Raw genomic sequence first — 22,200 nt, 5'->3', positions numbered from 1 at the left:
CGCAACGTCTCCGTTACCTGACGCGACCGTTACGTCCGCTATCCCATGCGTGATCAGCGAAAACGCCCGCGCGCGCGGCGTTGTCCGGTCCGGATACCCTGCGGGAGTCCATCGACCCGCGAGGAGACCGATGAGCGCCCAGCAGCCCCCGCCCGTCCCGGACGACCCGCCGCCGGCCGTCGATCCGTGGTCCGCCGAGGCCTCCACCGAGATCTGGTCCCCGCCGTCGCCCTACCCGCCGCCGGCCTACACCGATCCGACGGCGCCGCCCGTTCACCCCGCGTCGGCCGCGCCGCCCGTTCACCCCGCGTCGGCTGCGCCGCCCGTTTATCCCGCGCCGGCCGCGCCGCCCGTTTATCCCGCGCCGGCCGCGGCACCCGCGCCGCCCGCTTATCCCGCCCCGGCGCCGGCACGGCCGGTCTACCCGGCGCCGGTCTCCGCCTACCTGCCCCCGTCCGCCACCGGCGTCCCGCCCGCGCCCTACGCCTATCCGCCCGCCCCGGGGCATGCCAGGTCGCTGCGCGGCCCGGCGATCCTGGCCACCACCGGCCTGGGCCTGAGCCTGGTCAGCTCGCTGGTCCTGGAGTCGCTGACCCGGTCCCGGGCCCTGCTCGACGGCGACGGCCTGGGCATCGTGTCGCTGGGCGTTCTCGGCGTCTTCGTCTTCACCGTCGTGGCGTTCCTGAGCTGGCTGCACCGTGCCTCGACAAACCTCTGGAACACCGGTCACCGGCTCAAGTGGCGCCCCGGCTGGACCGTCGGCGCCTGGCTGATCCCGGTCGCCAACCTGGTGCTCCCGCTGCTGGTCTTCCGGGAGATCGACCGGGAGAGCCGCGACCACGGCTCCGGCCTCTTCGCCGTCTGGGCGGTCGCCTGGACGCTCGACATCCTGCTGGACAGTTACCACGGCGACGTCACCCGGTCCGGCGACGCGCACGCGCTGTCGCTCATCAGCACCCCGGTCGCCGCGGTCGCCGCCATCCTCCTGGTCCGCCGCATCACCGCCGATCAGGAGCGGCTGGTCCAGCCCTCGCCGTTCTGACAGCGCACCGGCACGCGGCCACCCACTCCACGGAATCGCGCACTCACCCGCGCCCGTTCACGCCACGCCGCGGGCTGAATCGCGCACTCACCCGTGGCCGCTCACGCCGCGCCGCGCGGGCGGAACCCGCGCACTCACCCGTGGCCGCTCACGCCACGCCGCGCGGGCGGAACTGCACGCTCACCCGCGGCCCCACCGCCCGGGCCGTCTTGGGCACGGCGTGCTCCCAGGTCCGCTGGCACGACCCGCCCATCACGATCAGATCCCCGTGCCCGAGCGGGAAGCGCACCGTCTCGTGCCCACCCGCCCGCGGCCGCAGCACCAGATGGCGTGGTGAGCCGACCGACACGATCGCCACCATGGTGTCCTCGGTGGCCGACCGCCCGATCGTGTCCCCGTGCCACGCCACGCTGTCCCGCCCGTCCCGATAGAGGCACATCCCGGCGGTGACGAACTGCTCGCCGAGCTCCTCGGCGTAGTGCGCGTTCAGCGCGTCGCGCGCCTCGGTCAGTGCCGGGTGGGGCAGCGGCTCACCCTCCCGGTACCAGCGCAGCAGCCGGGGCACGTCGACCACGTCGTCATACATCTTCCGCCGCTCGGCACGCCAGTCGATGCCGAGCAGCGTCTCGAACACCGCGTCCGAACCGCGCAGCCACCCGGGCAGCAGATCCACCCAGGCCCCGGCGGTGAGCCGGTGCCGGGTCAGCCCGGACAGCGACGCCGGCGCCGGCACCGGGCCGGCCATCAGGTCGAGCATCGAAGGCTGATAGGCGCTGCTCATCCCGCGATTCTAGTACTGATGTTCGAGTCTGCGCGGCCGGGCCGTGCGACTCCGCGTCAATCGACGGCGAGCCGGGCGTGCTGGTGCATGTCGTGCCAGCCGTCGGCGTGGCGAGCCTCGCCGCGCTTCGTGCCCTCGGCCGGATAACCCGCCCGGGCGGCGACCCGGCAGGACGCGGTGTTGGCTGTCGAGTGGTTCAGTTCCAGCCGGTACAGGCCCAGATCGGTGAACGCCCAGCCGGTCAGCGCCGCCAGTGCCCGCGGTGCGAGCTGCCGGCCGCGGAACTCAGGGAGCACCCAATAGGACAGCTCGGCAGCCGCCTCGCCGAGATCGATCCGCCGGAAGCTGATCTGCCCGGCGACCCGGCCCGCCGCGCGGGTGTCCACCACGGCCCAACCGGCGCCCGTCTCGTCCCGCCAGCGGTGTGGCCACCCGGCGATCCAGGCCGCCGCCTCGTCCTCGGTCATGGTCCGGCAGTGCCAGCGCTGGATCGCCGGATCCGCGTACCCGGCGACGACCGCCGCCCGGTCCGGTTCCCGCCAGGGCCGCAGCAGCACCCCGTCCCCGGCGATCTCCGGCTGCGCGGTGGCGGCCAGCGTCCCAGCGGCCAGGGCGGGCGTGACGAGCGACGGCATGCACCGACCCTAGGCCGCGTGCCGGCATCCGGGCGAAGCGGCGTGACCCGGCCACACGGTGGGCCTCGCCTCGCACCCGGGACCCGGCCGTGAGCAGGCTCAGCGCCGGTCCGGGACCTCGCCGGCGGGCGGCACCGACGGATCGGCCTCGGGGTGGTGGTAGGCGACCCGCTCCGGGGGCAGCGGGAAGTCCATGTCCTCGCCGTAGGGCGAGAGGCCGCCCTGCAGCGGCGCCGCCAGTTCGGCGATGTCGAGGCGGCCGTCCGGGCCGACCGGTGGGCCCTCCGGGAGGCGGGCGCTGGTGTAGGTCATGCCCGACCCGACGCCGGACACGCCCTCGCTGGTGGACGGGGCCATGCTCTCCGGCTGGGCGCTCTCCAGCTGGTCGCGGCGGAAGATCTTGCGGCCGAGTCGGACCAGGGGGTCGTACCGGCGATCCACGACGCGCTCCTTCATCGGGATGATGGCGTTATCGGTGATCTTGATGTGTTCCGGGCAGACCTCGGTGCAGCACTTGGTGATGTTGCAGAAGCCGAGGCCCTGGCTCTGCTGGGCGTACTGCTTGCGGTCGGTGCGGTCGTCGAGCGGGTGCATGTCCAGCTCGGCGGCGCGGATGAAGAAGCGCGGCCCGGAGAACGCCTCCTTGTTCTCCTCGTGATCGCGCACCACGTGGCAGGTGTTCTGGCAGAGGTAGCACTCGATGCACTTGCGGAACTCCTGGCTGCGCTCCACATCGATCTGCTGCATCCGGTACTGCCCGGGGGCGACCCCGGCCGGCGGGGCGAAGGCCGGCGTCTCGCGCGCTTTCTGGTAGTTGAAGGAGACGTCGGTGACCAGGTCGCGGATCACCGGGAAGGTGCGCAACGGGGTGACCGTGATCGTCTCGTCGGCGGTGAACGTGGACATCCGGGTCATGCAGCCGAGCCGGGGCATGCCGTTGATCTCCATCGAGCAGGAGCCGCACTTGCCGGCCTTGCAGTTCCACCGGCAGGCCAGGTCGGGCGCCTGGGTGGCCTGCAACCGGTGGATGATGTCCAGGACGACCTCGCCGTCGTTCACCTCGACGTCGAAATCCTCCAGGGAGCCGCCGGACGAGTCGCCCCGCCAGACACGAAAGTGGCGTTTCACTCTTCCCCCAGCCCTGTCAATTCCTCTGTGGTCAGGTATTTGGCCAGCTCGCTGCGGTCGAAGAGGGCGAGCAGCTCGGATCGCATGGTGGGCACCGGCTTGCGCTCCAGGTGCACCCCGCCGGCCTCGTCGAGCGAGCAGACCAGGTTGAGCCGCCGCCACTCCGGACTCATCCGCGGGAAGTCCTCCCGGGTGTGCCCGCCGCGCGACTCCTCCCGCTCCAGCGCGGCTTTCGCCGTGCACTCCGAGACGACCAGCATGTTGCGCAGGTCCAGGGCCAGGTGCCAGCCCGGGTTGTAGCGCCGGCCACCGCCGACCGCGACGTTCGCCACCCGCAGCCGCAGATCGGCCAGCCTCTTCAGCGCGTCGCTGAGCTCGCCCTCCCGGCGGATGATGCCGACCAGGTCGCCCATCACCGCCTGCAGGTCCTGCTGCAAGGTGTACGGGTTCTCGCCCTGCGCCCGGACCAGCGGGGCGAGCGCCACCTCGATGGCGGCGGCCACGTCGACCCGGCTGACCTTGGGCCGCCGGGGCAGCGTGTCGACGTAGGCGGCGGCGTGCTCACCGGCGCGCTTGCCGAAGACCAGCAGGTCGGAGAGGGAGTTGCCGCCCAGCCGGTTGGAGCCGTGCATGCCGCCGGACACCTCGCCCGCGGCGAACAGGCCCAGCACCGAGCCGGCCGCGGCACCGGTGTCCGGGTCGACCTCCACTCCGCCCATCACGTAGTGGCAGGTCGGCCCGACCTCCATCGGCTCCTTGGTGATGTCGACGTCGGCCAGCTCCTTGAACTGGTGGTGCATCGACGGGAGCCGCTTGATGATCTGCTCGGCCGGGAGCCGGGTGGAGACGTCCAGGAAGACGCCGCCGGCCGGGCTGCCGCGACCCGCCTTGACCTCGTTGTTGATCGCGCGGGCCACCTCGTCGCGGGGCAGCAGCTCGGGTGGGCGGCGGTTGTTGTCCGGATCGGTGTACCAGCGGTCCGCCTCCTCCTCGGTCTCCGCGTACTGCTTGCGGAAGACGTCGGGGACGTAGTCGAACATGAACCGCTTGCCCTCGGAGTTGCGCAGAACGCCGCCGTCGCCGCGGACCGACTCGGTGACCAGGATGCCTTTCACGCTGGGCGGCCAGACCATGCCGGTCGGGTGGAACTGGAGGAACTCCATGTTGATCAGGGTGGCGCCGGAGCGGAGCGCGAGCGCGTGGCCGTCGCCGGTGTACTCCCAGGAGTTCGAGGTGACCTTGTAGCTGCGGCCGACGCCACCGGTGGCGAGCACCACCGCGGGCGCCTCGAAGAGCAGGAACTCGCCGGAGTCCCGGTAGTAGCCGAACGCGCCGGCCACCCGGTCGCCGTCGAGCAGCAGCTCGGTGATCGTGGTCTCCTGGAAGACCCGGATCCGCGACTCGTAGCTGCCGGTCTCGGCGTAGTCCTCCTGCTGCAGCGAGACGATCTTCTGCTGCAGGGTGCGGATCAGCTCCAGGCCGGTGCGGTCGCCGACGTGCGCCAGCCGCGGGTACTCGTGCCCGCCGAAGTTGCGCTGCGAGATCTTGCCGTCTTTCGTCCGGTCGAAGAGCGCGCCGTACGTCTCCAGCTCCCAGATCCGCTCCGGGGCCTCCTTGGCGTGCAGCTCGGCCATCCGGAAGTTGTTCAGGAACTTGCCGCCGCGCATGGTGTCCCGGAAGTGCACCATCCAGTTGTCCCGGCTGTTCACGTTCCCCATCGCGGCCGCGGCGCCGCCCTCGGCCATCACCGTGTGCGCCTTGCCGAACAGCGACTTGGAGATGATCGCGGTCCGCTTGCCGGCCAGTCGCGCCTCGATCGCGGCGCGCAGCCCGGCACCGCCGGCGCCGATCACCACGACGTCGTACAGATGGCGTTCGGTAGTGGTCGTCATGATCGTGCCCCTAACCGATGATCCGCAGGTCGGAGATCCAGTTCGCGCTGACCGCCATGATGTAGAAATCGGTCAGCGCGAGCGTCCCGAGGGTGATCCAGGCCAGCTGCATGTGCCGCGCGTTCAGCTTCGACACGAAGGTCCACAGTCGATATCGCACCGGGTGCTTGGAGAAGTGCTTGAGCCGGCCGCCGACGATGTGCCGGCAGGAGTGGCAGGACACCGTGTAGGCCCACAGCATGATCACGTTGATCCAGAGGATCAGGTTGCCGAGACCGAGACCCGTGGTCTGCGCGCGGATCGCGTCCCAGGTGTTGACGATCGAGATCAGGAAGGCCGCGTAGAACGCGTACCGGTGCGCGTTCTGGAAGATCAGCGGGAAGCGGGTCTCGCCGGAGTACGACTTGTGACCGTCCGGCACCGCGCAGGCCGGCGGCGAGAGCCAGAACGAGCGGTAGTACGCCTTCCGGTAGTAATAGCAGGTCAACCGGAAGAGCAGCAGGAACGGCAGGGTGAACGCCGCCTCCGGGATGAGCCAGAAGCTGGGCAGCGGAGTGCCGAACTCGGCCGCGTCGCCGCACCGGTCGGTCAGACACGGTGAGTAGAACGGCGTCAGGTAGTGGTAGTCCGCCACATAGAACCACTTGTGCAGGAAGACCCGGACCGTCGCGTACGCCACCCAGGCGGTCAGCCCGAGGAACGTGATCAGTGGCGCCAGCCACCATCGGTCGCTGCGCAGTGTCCGCGCCGAGATCGCCGCGCGGGCCTGCCCCACGCCCGGCCCCGATGCCGTCGTCGTCATGCCATCCCCCTGCCGGTGCCGCGTCAGGTGCGCGGGCCGACCGGAAGCGGACACACGGGTGCCCGCCGTCAGCCGTCCTCGCGCGACGGTGATGTGGGGCACACGTTACGCCGAAGGTCCGACAGTTTGCGGGCCGGGGATGCCAAGTAGGTCACAAAAACATCATCCCGGCCCGCAAAGACGATCACCGATGAACTAGTGGATCTATCCCGACGCGTTGCCGGTGATGTTCCAGGACGCCAGGTGCAGTGCCGGCGCGGCGTAGCGGGCGTCCTCCCAGGAGCCGGGCAGCAGCACCGACTCGGCGCCGATCCCGAGCACCCGGCCCGGGCCCAGCGCCTGCGGGTACGACTGGGTGAACCGCAGGTTGCTCACCGGCCGGACGATCTCGCCGTCCTCCACCAGCCACACCCCGTTGCGGGTCAGCCCGGTCACCACGAGCGTTTTCGGGTCCAGCACCCGGGTGTACCAGAGGTCGGTGACCAGCAGGCCGCGGCGCATCCGGGCGACCAGCGGGCGGGCCGACCCGGCGACCGCCGCGGACGCCTCCGGACTGCCGGCGGGCGCCGGTGGACCGGCCTCCAGCCGCGGGTGCGACGGGAACGGTCCCCAGGAGCGCGAGGCGGGCGCGGCGTGCCCGGTGGACTCGGCGCCGGCCGCGGCCGCCGACGTCCGGTCGTGCGCCACCGCCTGGGTGACCCCGTCGCGGACCAGCACCAGCGACCGGGCCGGGGTGCCCTCGTCGTCGAACGGCAGCCCGGGTGCCGGCTCGCCGCGGCTGCCCAGCGGGTCGTCCACGATGGTCACCGACGGGTCGAACTGCTCCTTGCCCAGCTCGGCGAAGGACTGTTTCTGCACGAACGACTTGCCGTTGAAGCCGAAGACCGCGAAGTTCTGCAGCAGGTCGGCGACCGCGGTCGGCTCCAGGACCACCTCGTACTGCCCCGGGGGCAGCTCGGCCGGGCCGGTGGCGGCGCGCGCCTTGGCCGCCGCGCGGGCGCCCAGCTCGGCGCCGTCCAGGTCGGCGAGCCGGGACGCGGCCAGCCGGGCCACCCCGTCGGCGCCGGCGTCCCGGGCGATGCCGTCCATCGCGGCCTCCGCGGTGCGGCCCTCGACGGCCTGGCCCGCGGTGTTCGCGAACGCGGCGGAGACGTAGACGGTGCGGCAGTAACCGGCGGTCTCCAGGCCGCCGGCCGCGTCGACGAAGGCGCGGACCCGCGCGGCCCGCTCGGCCGGCGTGGCCCGGGCGGTCGCCTCGTCGAAGCCGAAGGCCAGCCCGGAGTGCTCGCCGGAGCCCGGGTGGGCGGCCGAGATGTGCAGCGCGGCCGGTTTGGTGAGACCGGCCCAGGCCGGGTCGGGCGGGGTGACCCGGGCCGCCGCGATGGTCCGCTCGACCAGCGACCGAAGGCCGTCGACGCCGGTCAGCGTGCTGGAGCCGGAGGCCGTCCGGCCGTCCAGATGCAGCCGCAGCCGGACCCCGGTGGTGGCGTCGGCCACGTTCTGGTGGATCGCCGAGTTGGCGAACCGGGTCAGCGCCAGGGCGTGGTGCCGGACCGTCACCTCGGCCTCGGCGGACCGGCCGGCCAGCTCGCGGACCAGCTCCACCACTTTCGCCGCGATCTGCAGCTCGGCGCTCATGCCGCCACCTCCGTCGCGTTCCGGTGCCGGCCCGGGCCGGCGACCGGGCCGGCTGATCCGCTCGCGAGCCCGCTCATCCGTGCACCCCCACCCTGACGTCGGTGAACCGGGCCGGCGCCGCCGGGTGCCCGGTGTGCCCGACCTGGCCGGGCTGACCCTTACCGCAGTTCGGCGTGCCCCAGGCGATCGTCTCGGCGGACAGCATGTCCATCGACTGCCAGAATTTCGGACCGATCCCGGTGTAGGTCGGGTTGCGCAGCATCCGGCCGCGCTTCCCGTTCTTGATCTCGTAGCCGATCTCGCAGCCGAACTGGAAGTTCAGCCGCCGGTCGTCGATCGACCAGGACCGGTTGACGTCCATGAACACACCGTCGTCGGTGGCCGCGATGATCTCGTCGAGGGTGTGCGGCCCGGGCTCCAGGCCGACGTTCGTCATCCGCACCATCGGCAGCCGGGCCCAGCCGTCCGACCGGACACTGCCGGCGTAGTCCAGCCCGGCGACGGCGGCCGAGTCCCGCCCGGCCAGCACGCCCACCCAGATGCCGTCCCGGACCGCGTGCCGTTTCACCGCCGGGGTGCCCTCGTCGTCGAAGCCGAAGCTGCCCAGAGCACCCGGGAAGGTGGGGTCGATGGTGATGTTCATCAGCTCGGAGCCGTACCGCAGCGAGCCCAGGCCGGCCAGGTCGAGCCAGCTGGTGCCGGCGAAGGCGGCCTCCCAGCCGAGGATCCGGTCCAGCTCGATGGCGTGCCCGACGGACTCGTGGATCTGCAGGGCGAGCTGCGACCCGCCGAGGATCAGGGTGGTCTCGCCGGCCGGGCAGAGCGGGGCGGTGAGCAGCTCGCGCGCCTCCTGCGCCAGGCGGGGCGCGTTGCCGACCAGGTCGAGCTCGTCGATCAGCTCCCAGCCGCGGGTGCCGTACTGCCCCGGGAGGGACCGGCGCTGGACCTCGCCGTCGCCGATGGCGTGCGCTGTCACCCCGCCGCCGCACTCCCGGATGTGCTGGTCGACGCGGTGGCCCTCACTGGAGACGAACCACTTGTGGGTGTCCCAGATCGCGTAGTTGGCCTGGGCCAGGTCGGCGCCCGCCTCCTTGGCCGCGAGCGTGGCCCGGACCAGCAGGTCGCCCTTGTCGGCCAGCGGCACCGACAGCGGATCGACGACGCAGTCGCTGGCCCAGCTCGCGGTCACCGGTGCGGACGGCATCAACTCGGTCGGCGGGCCGGCCACCTGGGCGCTGGCCGCGGCGATCTGCGCGGCGCGCCGGCCGGCGGCGCGGGCGGCCGGCTCGGCGAGATCGGGAACGGCGTAGAAGCCCCAACTCGAGCCGACCAGGGCACGAACCCCCAAGCCGGCGCTCTCGTCGGAGCCGAGATCCTCGACAGCCCCGTCGCGGGCCGTCATCGACTCGGTGCGGCAGACCATGACCCGGGCATCCGCGTAGCGGGCTCCGGCGTCGAGCGCGGCCTGGACCGCCGCGCCCGCCTCATCGAAGTGGCTCATGCCCCGACCCTATGGGCCCGGTGCGACAAAACCGGTCAGGAGGCCAACTGTTCCCGGAACCAGTCCCGCTCCCCGGGCAGGCTCAACTCGGCTCCGGCCAGCAACAGCGGACCGTGCGGGTCGGCCTCGGCGAGTGCGTCGCTCAGGCTGTGGTTGCGGTAGATGTGCGCCGAGTCGGCCGGATCGCCCAGGTACCGCTCGGCGATCGGCGGCGGCAGCTGCGACCAGTCCAGCACCGGGTCGCGGGCCACCCCGCAGCGGAACACGTCCGGCCGGCGCAGCACCGCGAGCGCGGCCAGCCACCCACCGAGCCCCCGCCCGCGCACCACGACCCGGCTCAGGTCCAGGTCCGGGTGCTTGCCGGTGAGCGCGTGCAGCGCGTCCACCTGGTCGGCCAGGGCCAGATCGGCCAGCCGCCGGTGCACCGCCTTCTCGAAGCTGGGCGCCACCCCGGGCGTGCCCCGGGAATCGACGCTGAGCACGGCGAATCCGGCGTCGGCCCACCACTGGCGCTCCTGCCAGGCGTGGTCGTCCGAGCGGACCTGCTGGTGTCCCGGCCCGTCGCCGAGGGTGACCAGGACCGGCAGGCTGCCGCCCAGGTGCCCGGTGGGGTAGAGCACGCCGGCCGGCAGCCGCCGGTCGGTGACCCGTTCGAACACCGGCTCCGGCCGGTACGGCAGCGCGGCCGCCAGCGACCGCACCGTGCCCACCCGCCGGTCGCCCCGCCACACCTGGTCGCCGGCGATCAGCACGTCCCCGCCGGCCACCGGCTCACCGGTGTACCGCCCGGTCAGCCGGGTCACCTCCGGGCCGCCCCCGCCCAGCGAGGTACGCACCCGGAACACCTCCCGCACCGCCGGATCACCCAGGCTCCCCTCGACGATCAGGTCCGGCGCCCCGGCCGGTCCCGTCGCGCGGGGCAGCGTGCCGGCCACCCGCCGGACGTAGAGCCCGGGCGGGGTGAGCAGGCTGCCGTCGGCGAACAGGCAGCGCGCGTCGAAGCCGTCGTGGGCCAGTTCGCCGCCGACCAGCACCCGCCCGTCCGGCAGGTGCCGGGGCGTGCCGGGGATCGGTTCCACCCAGCGGGCGTCGGCCAGCTCCGCGTGCACCTGGGTCTCCCCGGTCCGCGGGTCCACCGAGAGGACCAGGCCGTGCTGCTGCATCCGGCGCAGCACGGTGATCAGCGGACCGCCGCCGGCCCAGCGCACCTGGGCCAGGTGCGGGTACGTCTCCCGGTCCCAGTGCACGTCCACCCAGCCGTCGTCCAGGTCGAGCAGGTGCAGGCTGGTCGACCCGGCGGTCCGGACGGCCAGCACCTGGCTCCCGTCCGGCGACCACCACCAGCCCCGGGTCCGGCCGAACTCGCCGGCGCCGGAGCCGGCCACGCCCCAGGCGATGCTGCCGCCGTGCTCCCGCCAGGCGTTGCCCGGCTCGCCGGCCAGCAGCCGGTCGCCGTCCGGCCCGTGCACCCGCAGCGTCGCCGACCGGTCCGGGTCGGTGACGTAGCCGACGCGTACGCCTTGGGGGTCGGGTCTCGGGTCGTGCACCGGATCACTGGTCGGGATCGCGGTGACCGCGTCGGTGAGCAGGTCGGCCCGGAACAGCCGGCCACCGCGGGCGAACGCGGCCACCCGGGCGTCGCGGTCCACCGCGTACGAGGCGATCGGCCCCGGGGCGATCAGCCGCTCCTCGAAGGAGAAGAGGTCGAGCACCCAGAGCGCCGGATCCGGGTCGAAGGCGCCGGGCGAGCGCAGGAAGGCGGCCCGCGCCCCGTCGGCGCCGACCTCGACGGCATGCGGGGCGCCGTGGCGGAAACCGCCGGTGCGCCCGGCGAGTCCGGGGTAGTCCACGATCCCAGCATCGCTGATCAAGGGCGACTCCCGCCGGGTAACCGGTGGGCTCGTCGAGCGAAGTCGTCGGTGGTCGCGCGTACAGTATCCGCCGTGACCGTCGAGCAGACCGCACCCGATTCGCTGCCCGCCCGCCGACTGCTGCTGGTGCACGCCCATCCCGACGACGAGGTCATCGGGACCGGCGCGACCATGGCGCACTACGCCTCCACAGGCGCCCACGTGACACTGGTGACGTGCACCCTCGGCGAGGAGGGCGAGATCCACGTCCCGGCCCTGTCGCAGCTCGCCGCCGGGCAGGCCGACCAGCTCGGTGGCTGGCGGCTGGTCGAGTGGGAGCGGGCCTGCGACGCGCTGGGCGTCACCGACCGGCGCATGCTGGGCGGCCCGGGGCGTTACCGGGACTCCGGCATGATGGGCCTGGAGACCAACCGGCATCCCCGCGCGTTCTGGGGTGCCGACCTGGACGAGGCCGCCGCGCACCTGGTCGAGATCATGCGGGAGATCCGCCCGCAGGTCATGATCACCTATGACGAGAACGGGTTCTACGGTCACCCGGACCACATCCAGGCGCACCGGGTGGCGATGCGCGCCGCCGAGCTGGCCGGTGCGGACGGCCCCGCCAAGATCTACTGGACGGCCCAGCCGCTGAGCGTGCTGCGCGACGGCATGGAGGCGTTCCGGGAGTCGGAGAGCAACCCGTTCGCCGACGTCGACAGCGTCGAGGACCTGCCGTTCGGCACGCCGGACGAGGAGATCGCCGCCCGGATCGACGGCACCGAGCACTATGCGAGAAAGACCGCCGCGATGCGGGCGCACGCCACCCAGATCCCGGACAACTCCTGGCTCTACGGGATGGCCGGCGACTTCGGCGGCGAGTTCATGGGTGTGGAGTACTACACGCTGGTCAAGGGCGAGCGCGGCCCGGGCGAGGGCCCGCACAAGTGGGAGAGCGACCTGTTCGCCGGGCTCGACGTGGCGGATCGATGACCGCGCCCCGGCGGGACTCCGCCCTGCGAGCGGCCGCCGTGCTGGTCACCGTCCTCGCCACGGTGGTCACCACGCTGCTCGAGGTCGAGTTGACCTCGCTGCGGGTGGGCGGCCTGACCGGCCTGTTCCACGGGGAGACCGACGTCTGGACCGGTGCCGGCCGGCTGATCGGCCTGGCCATCCCGGTCACCGTCGCGGTCAACCTGGCGCTGGCCCGGTTCGCGGTCGCCACGATCGGCCGGAGCTGGGCGATCGGCGTGCCGTGGGCGCTGTGGACGCTGCTGACCCTGGGCGCCGCCGGGACCCGCACCACCGAGGGCGACTACCTGCTCGGCGGGGACAACTGGGTGGCCCTGGTGGTGATCCTGGTCGGCAGCGTGACGTTCGCCGTCTACGCGTACCGGATGATCATGAACCCGCTCACCGCGGACCCGACGCCGAGCTGATTGTCAGGCGACTCTCAGCCCGCCTCTAGGAACTGTGGCGTGCCATGGGTCAAGATGACCGGGAATCGAGCATTGTTTCGTTCCCGGGAGGATCTGATGAGGCAGCAGCGCTGGTTCCGGAGCACGGTGCTGGCGGTCGTCCTGTTCGCGATCAACGCGGTGACCAGGCTGGTCGTCCGCTTCGGATTCGACAGCTCGGACGCCGCGCAGACCCGCGGCTCGATCGTCATGTTCGGGCTGGTCGCGCTGGTGCTGGGTGGTCTCGCGTTCACCTGGTCGCTGCGCCGGCGGCTCACCGACTGGCTGCCCGACCTCGGGTTCGGCGCGTTCGGCGGCATGCTGCTGACCGTCCTGGCCGGACCGTTCCTCAGCGGCAGCCGCCCGCTGGCGAACGGGTCGGGTGACTTCTTCGCCCAGATCTGGCTGTACGCCGGCTGCGCGATCGTCGGCACCCTGCTCGGTTACTGGACCGCGGTGCTGCTCGGCAAGGACTACCGCTCCCGCTCCCTCAAGGCCTTCAGCGAGCGCCGCGTGGTCAAGCCTCGCCGGGTGGTCCGCCGCTAGGCGCTTCCCTGGTCAGGTAGGTGTGGTGGGTGCTGAAGCCGAGTCTGCCGTACAACGCCACGGCCGCCGTGTTGCGCTCCTCCACCTGCAGGTAGGCCCGCGTCGCGCGGTGCTGCGCGGCCCACTGGGCGAGGCCGCGGACCACGTGCCGGCCCAGGCCGCGCCGCCGCGCGGCCGGCACGGTCTGCAGCAGCGAGATCCCCAGCCAGCGGTCCGGCCCGGTGATCGCGCCGCGGGCGACGGCGATCAGCTCACCGTCCGCGTCCCGGACGTGAGCGAAGACCTTCTCCGGTACGCCGGTCAGGATCCGCACCGCCACCGGCGGCAGATCCCCCTTGTGCGCCGCGACCATGGTGAACCAGTCGTCGCCGGGGGAGTCGGCCAGGTCGACCGGCGGCAGGTCGGCGGCGCCGGTGGTGGCCAGGATCGGGGCCAGCGGCGCGGTCTGCACCAGGGTGAGCGGCCGGGCCGTCCAGCCCCGCTCGTCCAGCATCGCGTTGACCGGGGCGGCCAGCGGCATCGGCGCGTTGATCAGCGGGCGCTGGCCGTGCTCCAGGTACCACCGCTCGACGGCGTCGATCGCCGCCTCCAGGGGCCGGTCCGGGTCGCCGACGGCGAGCGCCGAGTTCGCCCGGCCGGTCCAGTTGCCGGCCGCGCGCAGCAGCCAGCTGCCCAGCGTCGCGCGGGTCGGGGCCGGCCAGGCCGCGTCGGCGGCCAGTTCCAGGGCGATCACCGCGGCCGCGTGCGGGCGGCGGGCCGGTGGCACCCGCTTGGCCCGGTGCACGTCGCGCAGCGGGACTCGCAGGGTGCCCTTGTCGGTGGCGAGTGTGAGATCCGTCTCGCTGAGGTCCACGAGCTCACCGAGCGCATCCGTGTACAGCGGCCGATCCCCGGATACGCCTACAATTCGCCGTACCACCACCCGGTGTCCCACATCCTGCTGTCGGAGCACGTATTACCTCCTTCGGCGGGAATACTAGGCTCTGCATTTGTCGTCGGCGGTCCACGCGGCGTGGCTTTGAAGGGAAAGACCCGTGACCTACATCATCGCTGAGCCCTGCGTCGATGTTCTCGACAAGGCATGCATCGAAGAGTGCCCGGTCGACTGCATCTACGAGGGCAACCGGATGCTCTACATCCACCCCGATGAGTGCGTGGACTGCGGGGCCTGTGAGCCCGTGTGCCCCGTCGAGGCGATCTTCTACGAGGACGACGTCCCGGAGCAGTGGAAGGACTACACCAACGCGAACTACGAGTTCTTCGAGGACCTCGGTTCGCCCGGTGGCGCCTCCAAGGTCGGCAAGATCGAGAAGGACGCGACGTTCGTCGCCGCTCAGCCGCCGCGTGGGGACGCACACTGAGCGCTCTGTCGTCGGCCCTGCCGGATTTCCCCTGGGACCTGTTGGAGCCGGCCAAGACCCGCGCCGCCGCCCACCCGGACGGCATCGTCGACCTCTCGGTCGGCACGCCGGTCGATCCGGTCCCGCAGGTCATCCGGCAGGCCCTCGTCGGGTCCGCCGACACGCCCGGCTATCCGCTGACCGCCGGCACCGCGACCCTGCGGGCCGCGATCACCGGCTGGCTGGCCCGGGCCTGTCGCGCCTCCGGTGACCTCGGGGTGCTGCCCACCATCGGCTCCAAGGAGCTGGTCGCCTGGCTGCCGACGCTGCTCGGCGTCGGTCCGGGCGACCGGGTGGTGATCCCGCAGGTCTGCTATCCGACCTACGAGGTCGGCGTGCGCCTGGCCGGCGCCGAGGTGATCCGGTCCGACTCGCTCACCGCGGTCGGGCCGGCGCCCGTGAAGCTGGTCTGGATCAACTCGCCGTCCAACCCGACCGGCCGGGTCCTGCCTGTCGAGCACCTGCGCAAGGTGGTCGCCTGGGCCCGCGAGCGGGGCGCCGTCGTGGTCAGCGACGAGTGCTACCTCTCGCTCGGCTGGGAGACCGAGCCGGTCTCGGTGCTCTCCGACGAGGTCACCGGCGGTGACTACACGGGGGTGCTGGCCGTGCACTCGCTCTCCAAGCGGTCCAACCTGGCCGGCTACCGCGCCGGTTTCGTCGGTGGCGACCCGGCCCTGGTGGGCGAGCTGCTCGCGGTGCGCAAGCACGGCGGCATGATCGTGCCCGCCCCGGTCCAGGCCGCCATGGCCGCCGCGCTCACCGACGAGGAGCACGTGGCCGTCCAGCGCGAGCGTTACGCGGCGCGCCGGGAGATCCTGCGGTCCGCCCTGGTCAAGGCCGGTTTCGAGATCAGTCACTCGGAGGCCGGGCTCTACCTGTGGGCGACCCGCGGGGAGGACTGCTGGCAGACCGTCGACCGGCTGGCCGAGCGGGGCATCCTGGCCGCGCCCGGCGCGTTCTACGGCCCGGCCGCCGCCCGGCACGTCCGGATCGCGCTGACCGCCACCGACGAGCGGGTGGCCGCGGCCGCCGACCGGCTTGCCGACGGCTGGTAAGAACTGACGGATGAGCAGTGTGGAGCGCCTCCCGATCGTCGTCGCCACCGGCGAGGCCGTCCGGGAGGTGCCGCCCGAGCTGGCGACCGTCCACGTGCACACGGTCGCCAAGGGCCGGGACCGCGAGGCGGTCCTGCGGCGGCTGGCCGAGCGCTCGGCGGCCGCCGGGGCGGTGCTCGACGAGTTCGCCGCCGCGATCGAGCGCCGGGAGACCACCGGCGTCCAGGTCCACCCGCAGACCAAGCGGCGCGGCGAGGGCGTGGCCGAATATCACGGGAGCGTCGGCACCCGGGTGCTGGTCACCGACTTCACCGTGCTCGGCGATCTGCTGCTGCGGCTCGCCGGTGAGGAGCTGACCTCGGTCTCCGGGCCGTATTGGCAGCTGCGCCCGGGCAGCCGGGCCGGCGCCGAGGCGCGCCGGGCGGCGGTCACCGAGGCGCTGGTCCAGGCCGCTGAGTATGCGGCGGCGGTCGGCGCCCGGGTGGACCGGCTGATCGAGATCAGCGACGTGTTCCCGGCCGAGGGCTTCCCGATGGCGGTCGGCGGCCGGGCCATGAGCGACTCGGGCACCCTCGAGCTGGAGCCCGAGCCGCAGACCGTGCACGCCCGGGTCCGGGTCACCGTCACGACCAGCGAGCCGACGCTGCCGATCTGAGCGTTCCGGGCACGCGTCGCGTCCCGGTCGGCCAGACTCGACCGCATGCGCACGGGCCTCGGGCACCTGCTGCTGCGGGTGGCGAACGTGAATCCGCGCAGCGTGACGACGCACTCGGATCGCGTGCTGTATCGCTCGATCGGCGTCTTCATCCTGCTCTACTTCCTCTACGCGACCCTCGGCGGCGCGGCCTTCGTCGACGCCAGCAGCGGTTACCGGCATCCCTGGTACCAGTGGCTGGTCGGGCCGCTGGTGGCGGTCGGGGTGGTCGCCTACGACCGGGCCGTGGTCGGCCGGGTCGGGGTCAACTACGAGCGCCTCGACTCCACCGACCCGCACCTGCTGCTCCGCCCGCCCACGGTCGGCCTCTACCTGGGGCGGATCGGGCTGGCACTGCTGTTCGCCGTGGTGGTGACCGAACCGCTGATGCTCGCCCGGTACCGCGGTGAGATCGACGCCCGGCTCGCCGAGATCCACAACACCCAGCTCAGCCGGCTGGACGCGGGCGGCGCGGTGGCCGGGTACCAGGCGCGGCTGGCCGAGCTGCGGGCACAGACCGGGGCCGACGACGCCGCGGTCCGCTCGCTCACCGACCGGGCGGCGGGCAAACGCCGGGACGCCCGCACGCTCTACCGCCAGGCCCTGGCCGACTCCCGCGGCTCCGGTGTCACGCACAGCCCCGGCTGCCCGCCCGGCGGCTACTGCGCCGACCTGGTCCGCCGTTCCCGGTCGCTGGACACCCAGGCCGCCGCGCTCGACCGGCAGGCCGCCCGATTGCAGCGCGACCAGCGCCCGGAACGCGCCGCGCGAGCCACCGAACAGTCCCGGCTCGCCTCGCTGGCCACCGCCGAGCGGGCCGCCAACGCCGCTGTGGTGCGCGGTGACTCCGGCTTCGGCGCCCGGACCGCCGCGATGTGGCGTCTGGTGACCGCCGACTTCTGGGGTGTCGGCGTCTACTACCTGGGGATAGCGCTGCTGATGGTGGCACTCGACTGCGCCGCGATCGGCCTCAAGTTCGCGTCCCGGGGCAACGCCTACGAGCGCAACGAGGCCCGCGCGGCCCGGCTCCGCGAGCACGAGGCCGCGCTGATCCACGAGCGCGAGGTGCACGACGCGCGGACCTATGGCGACGCCACCGCGAAGGTGGTCGCCGACGGCATCGAAGCCGCCAGCCACGACGTGCGGCTGGCCCGCGCCGCCACCGACCGCGCCCGCGCCGTCCTGCACACCGCGGTGGTCGTCGACCCCGCCGATCTCGACGGAAGCTACTACCGGTCCCGCGTCGACGCCTGAGGACCGAGGTCGCTTTCAAGATCTTCATAGACGCGCGTCCGCCGTGGTGCGGATCGCATGCTCCCGCGCGGGCCGGGCCCGGCGATCTGGCCGCTGCGCGTCCAGGGCGATCGCCGTGCCCTGCACGGTCCGTGGGTGGTTCCGGAGATCAACCCCAGCGTGCCGGCCCCCGGCGCTGCACGCCGGAAGCCTCTCCAGGCCGGAAGCCGCCCCGTGCGGGAGAGCTCAGCGGCGGCCGAAGGCCCAGGCGGCTCCGGCGGCGACCAGGCCGGCGCCGGCCGCGGCCAGCACGCCGTGGTGCTGGGAGGCCCAGAGCTGCAGACTCCGCGGCGTGGACCGGTCGTCGAAGTCGCCGTGGGCGCCCTCGTCGGTCCGCTGGTCGGCCGGGTGCCACAGGTTGGCCGGCTGGTCGGCCGGCCGGGGCTCGCCGGTCTGCTGACCCTTGAAGCCGGTCCGGGCCAGGTAGCGGTCCAGGATGCCGGGCGCGATCGCGTTCGCCGCGAGGGTCAGCGCTGTCGACCCGCCCACCCAGTACTCCCGGCGCTTCGGGTGGTCGGCGGCGTACTCGACGGCCCGCGCCGCGATCTCCGGCTGGTAGATCGGCGCGACCGGCTGTGCCTTCTTCGGCAGCCGGGACAGCACCCAGCCGAACTGCGGGGTGTTCACCGCCGGCATCTGCACCATTGTCACGTGCACGTTGCTCTTCTCGTGCAGCAGCTCCACCCGCAGCGACTCGGTGAACCCCTGGATCGCGTGCTTGGCCCCGCAGTACGCGCTCTGCAACGGGATCCCGCGATACGCCAGCGCCGAGCCGACCTGCACGATCGCGCCCTGGTCCCGGGTTCGCATCCGGGACAGCGCGGCCCGGGTGCCGTAGACGTAACCCAGGTAGCTGACCTCGGTGGTGCGCACGAACTCCGGCATCTCGATCTCCACGAACGGGGCGAAGACGCTGGAGAACGCGTTGTTGACCCAGAGCCCGATCGGACCGAGCTCCTTCTCCACCTGATCCGCCGCCGCCTCCACCGCCTGGTGGTCGGCCATGTCCACGGTGATCGGCAACGCGGTGCCACCGGCTCGCCGGACGTCCTCGGCCGCCCCCTCCAGTCCCTCCTCGCCGCGGGCCAGCAGGGCGACCGCGTCGCCCCGGGCCGCCAGGCGCCGGGCGACCGCCCGGCCGATTCCACCGCTCGCGCCGGTCACTACCGAAATCCTGGTCATGTCCCGTGATTGACCCGGATCCCGCGCCGGGAAACCTCGACGCGCCCACGCACGGCGTCGCCGGCTCCGAGGCCCGGGCCCACGCGACGCCGGCGTCCGGTCCCGCCGGCTCACGGCGATCTCAGCGCTCGGTGCCCCGCGCTCGCAGCGGCACCGTGAAGTCCGCGCCGACGCAGGCCTTCGCCGTGCCGTGTTCCATGGACAGCGCCCGGGGCAGGGTGAACGCGCCCACGGTGTTCTTGGCGACCTCCCAGGAGACCGGGTAGTACGTCCGCGCGACCCGGACGCGCGGCGCGGTGCAGCCGGCGTCCCGATGCTCCGGGTCGGCGACCACGTTGCCCGGCCCGATCCCGATCGAGGTGATCCGGATCGGCACGTTCCGGTCGTTGGTGACGGTGACCAGCAGGTTCCCGTTGTCGCCGGGCCGCATGACCTGTCCGAGGTCGTTTCGCCCGCGCAGCACCATCTCGATCGTCACCGGCTGCGGCGCGGCGGCCGGGTCCGGCTGGGTGAGGCGCCAGTAGGCCCACGCCGCACCGGCGTTGGCCAGCATGGCGGCGACGGCGGCCAGCCCCAGGATGGTCCGTGACCGCCTGTCGAACCGGCGTCTGCGCGGCCCCCGCACCTCCCAGGTGGGTTCCTCGTGGTCGGCCGGCTCCAGCTCGATCCGTGCCTCCGGTCTCCCGTCCCAGGGATCGCCCCCGGGATGGTTCGTCAGGACGTCACGCCGGATCACGATGCCGCCCCCGAGGCGGCGGCCGCGGGCGGGTCGCTCAGGTGTGGCATGCGGCTCGTTCCTCCTCGGACGCCGGTGGAAAAGGCCGGGCTGGCGTTCATACAACGTTCCCTGATCGAGATGTCCGATGTGATCGGTTTTCCGTCCGCCGTTGTAGGCGCATAAATCGGAACGATCTACCCAACCGGTTGACCCCGGCCGAGGGATCGGTCACCTCCCAGAGTCCTCGCCGCACCGTCCATGTTGCCGTTTGACACGCCCATGACCTGCGCTGACGTACCCCTAGCGGCCCTCGCGCCGGTCCTCAAATCCGTGACCGTCGAGCTGACCGGCGCTCGGTCCGGCCGTGGAGGCTCGAGCGCCGGCACCACGGCGGGCGCGGATGTGGGGGTCGACGGTCTCGGTGGAGGCGGTGCGGGTGCCACGTCCGTCGCGCTCGGCGCCGGCTGCGGGGTACAGCGCCGTCTCGGGCCGGCCGGACAGCGGCGGGGCGACCACCGTCCCGGCCGTGGCCTGCCCGGTGGTGCCGACGCGCCACCGGGCCCAGGCGACGCCGCCGGCGGTGAGTCCGAGGGCCCGTCGCCTGAAAGGGGCTTTCCGGTTACGCCTCTGTCCAGAGCGGCTCGCCCGGGCGCGCGCCGATCACGCCTGCGCCGGGCGGCGGGCCTGGACCAGGAACCGGTGTGCCCGGGCGGTGAACTCGCCCCGCGCCCGGATCACCGCGGTGAGCCGGGCCAGCTCCCGTTCGTATTTCTGCGGGCTGAAGTCGCGGACCTGCCAGGGCACCGTGCGCAGGTGGTGGATCACCGCCCGGATGTCCCGGAACGCGAGCCCCGGGTGCTCCTCACGGACGTCGGTCACCAGCAGGCCGGCCGCGGTCAGCGCGTTCGCCGCGACCTCGGCGTCCCAGCGCCGGGGGTGCGGCGGCGGAGCGCCGAGCGCGTCGTTCAGCTCGGCCAGGTCGTCGCTGCCGACCTGCTGGGTCAGCAGCACACCGCCGGGTTTGAGCAGGCGGGCGATGTCCGCCGCGGGGAGCCGCCCGTGCCGGCTGAGCACCAGGTCGAACTCGTCCTCCCCGGCGGGCAGCTCGGTGAGCACCTCGACGCCGAACGGAGCCAGCCGCTCCCGGGCGGCCGGCGTGTTGCGCGCCCAGCTCTCCACCGCGACGGTGTGCGCCGGCAGCGGGACGAACTCGGCGAGCAGCTCGCCGCCGCCGGTGTCCAGGTCGAGCAGGCTGCCGGCGGTGCGCACCAGCGGGCGGGCGATCTCCGGGAACGACCAGGACGGCTCGGACGCGACGGCCAGCCCGTCCAGCCAGGCGAACTCCCACCCGGTCATGGACGCGCCGGCCGCCGTGGCGTTGAGGTCGTCATCCGGCGGGCTGTTGCGCACACGCCGACGGTAACCAGAGTGGTCGCGCAAAGTCGCGGCGGTCTCACCGTTCACAGAAGTCGTGGCTGAACCGTGTTCAATCCGCGACTAAACGCGCGGCCCGGTCAGGCGCGGACCGGCATGAGCAGGGAGAAACGTGAGTCGTCGGCGGCGCTGCGGATGGTCAGCGGGTGGACCGGACCATCCAGGTCGAGCAGCAGCTGACCGGAGCCGCCGGCGTCCACCGCCTGGAGCAGGAACTCCCGGTTCACCGCCACGTGCGCGTCGTCGCCGGCGGTCCACTCGTCCTCGGTGGCCAGTCGCAGCTCGCCCGCCGGGCCCACCGCGAGGATGGTGACCGGGTAGTCCGCGCCGGCGTGCTCCCGGCGCACCTCGGGGGCTCCGGTCACCAGCTCGCGCAGCCGATCCGGGTCGACGGCGATCCGGCGGGTGGCCGCGCCGCCGGGCCCGATCAGCCGGCGATAGTCCGGGAAGTCCACCTCCAGCGGTGTGGTCCGCAGCTCGAGGCGGGAGTGCTCGACGCGTACCGAAGCCGGATCGATCTCGAGGGTCAGCGGTCCGGAACCGATCCGCCGGAGCTGGTCGGCGAAGGCCAGCGGCAGGTACTGCCGCGCCGCGGGGCCGTCGACGGTGGCCGGGGCGGTGGCCACGGCGAGCCGGTAGCGATCGGTCGCGACCACGGTCAGCGTGCCGTCGCCGGTCTCGAACAGCACGCCGCCCGGGAACGGCGCATCGGGGATCGGGTCGGTCGCGGCGAACCGGACCGCGTCGAGCGCGGCCGTGAGATCGGCGGCGGACAGTGTCACTCGGGTCATCGGGGTCTCCTCCAGATCGAGCAGGGTGTGCAGGCGGAGGAGCTCGCGGCGGGCATCGGCCAGGCCGGCTTCCAGCCGGACCAGATGATCATCAAGCCTTTTGCGTACGGCGGCCGGGTGCTCGAGCTCGCGCACGGCCCGGGCGATCTCCGCCACCGGCATGCCCACCCGCCGCAGCCCGGCGATCAGCCGAGCCGCCCTGATCTGCTCGGCGGCATAGCGCCGGTAGCCGGTCACCGGGTCGACCACGGCCGGGACCAGCACGCCGGCGCCGTCGTAGTAGCGCAGCGCGCTGACCGTCAGGCCGCTGGCCCGGGCCGTCTCGCCGATGTTCCGCATCTCGCTCCTCACACCCACCGACCCT

The 22,200-nt window shown here is 73.0% G+C and carries 21 protein-coding genes; 8 read left to right on the top strand and 13 right to left on the bottom strand.

Annotated elements, in window-relative coordinates; genetic code table 11:
- Positions 1–130: 130 nt before the first annotated feature.
- Positions 131–1,042 carry a DUF4328 domain-containing protein gene (locus Actob_RS39960; protein ID WP_284917161.1) on the top strand — a complete coding sequence of 304 codons (912 nt, stop codon included), beginning with the start codon at positions 131–133 and terminating at the stop codon, positions 1,040–1,042.
- A 148-nt stretch (positions 1,043–1,190) separates the two neighbouring features.
- On the opposite strand, the gene Actob_RS39955 is transcribed toward Actob_RS39960, so the two are convergent.
- From Actob_RS39955 to Actob_RS39920, 8 genes are all read right to left on the bottom strand, one after another.
- Entirely contained in the window at positions 1,191–1,823 is a 633-nt protein-coding gene (locus tag Actob_RS39955) for an alpha-ketoglutarate-dependent dioxygenase AlkB (protein WP_284917160.1), read from the bottom strand.
- Positions 1,824–1,879: 56 nt separating this feature from the next.
- Entirely contained in the window at positions 1,880–2,458 is a 579-nt protein-coding gene (locus tag Actob_RS39950) for a GNAT family N-acetyltransferase (protein WP_284917159.1), read from the bottom strand.
- A 99-nt stretch (positions 2,459–2,557) separates the two neighbouring features.
- The gene (locus Actob_RS39945; RefSeq protein ID WP_284917158.1) at positions 2,558–3,586 is read right to left on the bottom strand and encodes a succinate dehydrogenase/fumarate reductase iron-sulfur subunit; all 1,029 of its coding nucleotides are present in this window, start codon (positions 3,584–3,586) and stop codon (positions 2,558–2,560) included.
- On the bottom strand, positions 3,583–5,478 hold the full coding sequence (locus Actob_RS39940; protein ID WP_284917157.1) for a fumarate reductase/succinate dehydrogenase flavoprotein subunit: 1,896 nt from the start codon (positions 5,476–5,478) through the stop codon (positions 3,583–3,585). Before Actob_RS39940 ends, Actob_RS39945 begins: the two co-directional genes overlap by 4 nt.
- A gap of 10 nt (positions 5,479–5,488) precedes the next feature.
- A complete protein-coding gene (locus tag Actob_RS39935) occupies positions 5,489–6,280 on the bottom strand; it encodes a hypothetical protein (RefSeq protein WP_284917156.1) in 792 nt (263 codons plus the stop codon).
- Between the two features lie 204 nt (positions 6,281–6,484).
- Positions 6,485–7,918: a TldD/PmbA family protein gene (locus Actob_RS39930; RefSeq protein WP_284917155.1), complete on the bottom strand. Its 1,434-nt coding sequence runs from the start codon at positions 7,916–7,918 to the stop codon at positions 6,485–6,487.
- 73 nt (positions 7,919–7,991) lie between these two features.
- Entirely contained in the window at positions 7,992–9,419 is a 1,428-nt protein-coding gene (locus Actob_RS39925; protein WP_284917154.1) for a TldD/PmbA family protein, read from the bottom strand.
- A gap of 35 nt (positions 9,420–9,454) precedes the next feature.
- Positions 9,455–11,269, bottom strand: coding sequence for an alpha/beta hydrolase family protein (locus tag Actob_RS39920; protein WP_284917153.1), 1,815 nt, complete (start codon positions 11,267–11,269; stop codon positions 9,455–9,457).
- Positions 11,270–11,362: 93 nt separating this feature from the next.
- On the opposite strand from Actob_RS39920, the gene mshB reads away from it, so the two are divergent.
- From mshB to Actob_RS39905, 3 genes are all read left to right on the top strand, one after another.
- Positions 11,363–12,259, top strand: a complete 897-nt coding sequence (gene mshB, locus Actob_RS39915; RefSeq protein WP_284917152.1) for an N-acetyl-1-D-myo-inositol-2-amino-2-deoxy-alpha-D-glucopyranoside deacetylase — start codon at positions 11,363–11,365, stop codon at positions 12,257–12,259.
- The gene (locus Actob_RS39910) at positions 12,256–12,705 is read left to right on the top strand and encodes a hypothetical protein (RefSeq protein ID WP_284917151.1); all 450 of its coding nucleotides are present in this window, start codon (positions 12,256–12,258) and stop codon (positions 12,703–12,705) included. Before mshB ends, Actob_RS39910 begins: the two co-directional genes overlap by 4 nt.
- A gap of 96 nt (positions 12,706–12,801) precedes the next feature.
- Positions 12,802–13,269, top strand: coding sequence for a hypothetical protein (locus Actob_RS39905; RefSeq protein ID WP_284917150.1), 468 nt, complete (start codon positions 12,802–12,804; stop codon positions 13,267–13,269).
- Here the strand turns inward: Actob_RS39905 and Actob_RS39900 are convergent.
- On the bottom strand, positions 13,241–14,221 hold the full coding sequence (locus Actob_RS39900) for a GNAT family N-acetyltransferase (protein ID WP_284917149.1): 981 nt from the start codon (positions 14,219–14,221) through the stop codon (positions 13,241–13,243). The two genes, Actob_RS39905 and Actob_RS39900, sit on opposite strands and share 29 nt — an antisense overlap.
- An 82-nt stretch (positions 14,222–14,303) precedes the next feature.
- On the opposite strand from Actob_RS39900, the gene fdxA reads away from it, so the two are divergent.
- The 4 genes from fdxA to Actob_RS39880 are packed head-to-tail and all read left to right on the top strand — an operon-like array spanning position 14,304 to position 17,672.
- A complete protein-coding gene (gene fdxA, locus Actob_RS39895; RefSeq protein ID WP_106127678.1) occupies positions 14,304–14,630 on the top strand; it encodes a ferredoxin in 327 nt (108 codons plus the stop codon).
- A 41-nt stretch (positions 14,631–14,671) separates the two neighbouring features.
- Positions 14,672–15,724, top strand: coding sequence for a succinyldiaminopimelate transaminase (gene dapC, locus Actob_RS39890; protein WP_284917148.1), 1,053 nt, complete (start codon positions 14,672–14,674; stop codon positions 15,722–15,724).
- Between the two features lie 10 nt (positions 15,725–15,734).
- The gene (locus tag Actob_RS39885; protein WP_407653496.1) at positions 15,735–16,379 is read left to right on the top strand and encodes an SIMPL domain-containing protein; all 645 of its coding nucleotides are present in this window, start codon (positions 15,735–15,737) and stop codon (positions 16,377–16,379) included.
- A 45-nt stretch (positions 16,380–16,424) separates the two neighbouring features.
- Entirely contained in the window at positions 16,425–17,672 is a 1,248-nt protein-coding gene (locus Actob_RS39880; protein ID WP_284917147.1) for a DUF4407 domain-containing protein, read from the top strand.
- A 225-nt stretch (positions 17,673–17,897) separates the two neighbouring features.
- Here the strand turns inward: Actob_RS39880 and Actob_RS39875 are convergent, their stop codons facing one another.
- From Actob_RS39875 to Actob_RS39860, 4 genes are all read right to left on the bottom strand, one after another.
- Positions 17,898–18,893, bottom strand: coding sequence for an SDR family oxidoreductase (locus Actob_RS39875; protein ID WP_284917146.1), 996 nt, complete (start codon positions 18,891–18,893; stop codon positions 17,898–17,900).
- 121 nt (positions 18,894–19,014) lie between these two features.
- On the bottom strand, positions 19,015–19,629 hold the full coding sequence (locus Actob_RS39870) for a hypothetical protein (RefSeq protein ID WP_284917145.1): 615 nt from the start codon (positions 19,627–19,629) through the stop codon (positions 19,015–19,017).
- 642 nt (positions 19,630–20,271) lie between these two features.
- The gene (locus Actob_RS39865; RefSeq protein ID WP_284917144.1) at positions 20,272–21,021 is read right to left on the bottom strand and encodes a class I SAM-dependent methyltransferase; all 750 of its coding nucleotides are present in this window, start codon (positions 21,019–21,021) and stop codon (positions 20,272–20,274) included.
- Between the two features lie 104 nt (positions 21,022–21,125).
- Positions 21,126–22,175 (bottom strand): DNA polymerase III subunit beta family protein, encoded by a 1,050-nt coding sequence (locus Actob_RS39860; protein WP_284917143.1) that lies wholly within the window; start codon positions 22,173–22,175, stop codon positions 21,126–21,128.
- Between the last annotated feature and the right edge of the window lie 25 nt (positions 22,176–22,200).

Origin of the sequence: Actinoplanes oblitus, from assembly GCF_030252345.1 — a bacterium.
GTDB lineage: Bacteria > Actinomycetota > Actinomycetes > Mycobacteriales > Micromonosporaceae > Actinoplanes > Actinoplanes oblitus.
The sequence above is the reverse complement of the archived record's forward strand: the minus strand, read 5'-3'. Positions and strand labels throughout refer to the sequence as shown.

Coding starts and splice junctions, on each gene's coding strand:
- Actob_RS39960 (WP_284917161.1), top strand. CDS start 131: ATGAGCGCCCAGCAGCCCCCGCCCGTCCCGGACGACCCGCCGCCGGCC.
- Actob_RS39955 (WP_284917160.1), bottom strand. CDS start 1,823: ATGAGCAGCGCCTATCAGCCTTCGATGCTCGACCTGATGGCCGGCCCG.
- Actob_RS39950 (WP_284917159.1), bottom strand. CDS start 2,458: ATGCCGTCGCTCGTCACGCCCGCCCTGGCCGCTGGGACGCTGGCCGCC.
- Actob_RS39940 (WP_284917157.1), bottom strand. CDS start 5,478: ATGACGACCACTACCGAACGCCATCTGTACGACGTCGTGGTGATCGGC.
- Actob_RS39935 (WP_284917156.1), bottom strand. CDS start 6,280: ATGACGACGACGGCATCGGGGCCGGGCGTGGGGCAGGCCCGCGCGGCG.
- Actob_RS39930 (WP_284917155.1), bottom strand. CDS start 7,918: ATGAGCGCCGAGCTGCAGATCGCGGCGAAAGTGGTGGAGCTGGTCCGC.
- Actob_RS39925 (WP_284917154.1), bottom strand. CDS start 9,419: ATGAGCCACTTCGATGAGGCGGGCGCGGCGGTCCAGGCCGCGCTCGAC.
- Actob_RS39910 (WP_284917151.1), top strand. CDS start 12,256: ATGACCGCGCCCCGGCGGGACTCCGCCCTGCGAGCGGCCGCCGTGCTG.
- Actob_RS39905 (WP_284917150.1), top strand. CDS start 12,802: ATGAGGCAGCAGCGCTGGTTCCGGAGCACGGTGCTGGCGGTCGTCCTG.
- Actob_RS39885 (WP_407653496.1), top strand. CDS start 15,735: ATGAGCAGTGTGGAGCGCCTCCCGATCGTCGTCGCCACCGGCGAGGCC.
- Actob_RS39880 (WP_284917147.1), top strand. CDS start 16,425: ATGCGCACGGGCCTCGGGCACCTGCTGCTGCGGGTGGCGAACGTGAAT.
- Actob_RS39875 (WP_284917146.1), bottom strand. CDS start 18,893: ATGACCAGGATTTCGGTAGTGACCGGCGCGAGCGGTGGAATCGGCCGG.
- Actob_RS39860 (WP_284917143.1), bottom strand. CDS start 22,175: ATGCGGAACATCGGCGAGACGGCCCGGGCCAGCGGCCTGACGGTCAGC.